We start from the raw sequence: 1,488 nt of genomic DNA, 5'->3' as shown, positions 1-1,488 counted from the left end.
GCGCGTGGTCGCGAGCTTGCGACCGACAAGGGCCGGCGATCCGCCGCGCGAGATGCGGACTGCCAGATCGTAGCCCTCCTCGACGAGATCGACGACCCGGTCGACCAGGCTGATATCCAGCTCGATATCCGGATAGCGCGCGCAGAAGCGCGGCCAGAGCGGCGCCAGGTGACGAATGCCGAAACTCAATGGTGCATTGATCCGCAGCCGTCCGCGCGGCTGCATCGCTGCTGTGGATGCGATTGCTTCGGCTTCGGCCACGTCCTCGAGGATGGCGAGCGCCCGGTCGTGCAGCATCTTTCCGGTCTCGGTCAGCGACAGCCGCCGCGACGTGCGGTTGAGCAGACGGGCGCCGAGCGATTGCTCCAGTTCGTTGACGTAACGGGTGACGTTGGCCGGCGAGGTGTCGAGCTTGTCCGCGGCGCGGGTGAAGCTGCCCTGACCGACGACGGTGGCGAAAACCTCGAAAGCCCGCAACCGGTCCATGTCTCGCCTCGCATCATTCATAAAAACTGAATGATGTAACCAGCTTCTGTGTCTTCTTTCAATTCCATATTGGGTTTACGTATTCCCCATTCGGCCGCGATTGGCGCAGCCGCAAAAGGGAGAAACGGACATGACAGAGCATCAAACCGGGCGCCTTCACAACAAGGTCGCGATCGTCACCGGCGCGAGCTCCGGCATCGGCCGGGCCACGGCCAAGCTTTTCGCCGCCGAAGGCGCCAAGGTCGTTGTCGGCGCTCGGCGCGAATCTGAACTTGCGAGCCTCGTTGCCGAAATCAAGGCGAGCGGCGGCGCAGCGGTGGCGCTGGCCGGAGACGTGCGCTCCGAAGCCTATGCCGAGGCGCTTGTCGCGCTGGCCGTCAAGACCTTCGGCAGGCTCGACATCGCGTTCAACAATGCCGGCACGATCGGCGAAGGTGGGCCCTCGACAGGCGTTTCCGAGGCGGGCTGGAACGATGCCATCGCCATCAATCTCACCGGCTCGTTTCTCGGCGCGAAGCACCAGATCGCCGAGATGGTCAAGCATGGCGGCGGATCGGTGATCTTCACCTCGACGTTTGTCGGCCACACGACATCATTTCCCGGCGTCGCCGCCTATGCCGCGAGCAAGTCGGGCCTGATCGGACTGACGCAGACGCTGGCTGCCGAGTTCGGCCCGCAGAATATCAGGGTCAACGCAATCCTGCCGGGCGCGGTCGACACCGACATGTATCGGGAGATGAACGACACTCCCGACAAGACGGCTTTCATCACCAGCCTTCATGCGCTGAAGCGCGTCGGGCGGCCGGAGGAAGTCGCGCGGTCGGTCCTCTATCTGGCGTCCGACGATTCCACCTTCGTCACCGGTACCGCGTCGCTGATCGATGGCGGCCTTTCCATCACCCGCACCTGAGCAGGGCGCGATCGTACAGGACAATGAGGAGACTGACATGGGACTGCTGGTCGAAGGTCACTGGCGCGACGTCTGGTACGACACCAAGTCGA

General features: G+C 63.6%; 2 protein-coding genes. One reads left to right on the top strand and one right to left on the bottom strand.

Translation table 11 applies throughout. From position 1 onward, the window contains the following. Positions 1-486 (bottom strand): LysR family transcriptional regulator (locus ACFFWD_RS36395; RefSeq protein WP_376973905.1); only part of this gene is annotated, 486 nt, incomplete at its 3' end. A 130-nt stretch (positions 487-616) separates the two neighbouring features. On the opposite strand from ACFFWD_RS36395, the gene ACFFWD_RS36390 reads away from it, so the two are divergent. Beyond that, positions 617-1,396, top strand: coding sequence for an SDR family oxidoreductase (locus ACFFWD_RS36390; protein WP_376973903.1), 780 nt, complete (start codon positions 617-619; stop codon positions 1,394-1,396). Positions 1,397-1,488 lie beyond the last annotated feature (92 nt).

Source organism: Bradyrhizobium erythrophlei, assembly GCF_042430365.1.
Lineage (GTDB): Bacteria > Pseudomonadota > Alphaproteobacteria > Rhizobiales > Xanthobacteraceae > Bradyrhizobium > Bradyrhizobium erythrophlei.
Note: the sequence above shows the minus strand (reverse complement) of the source record. Positions and strands in the feature narration are given on the sequence as shown.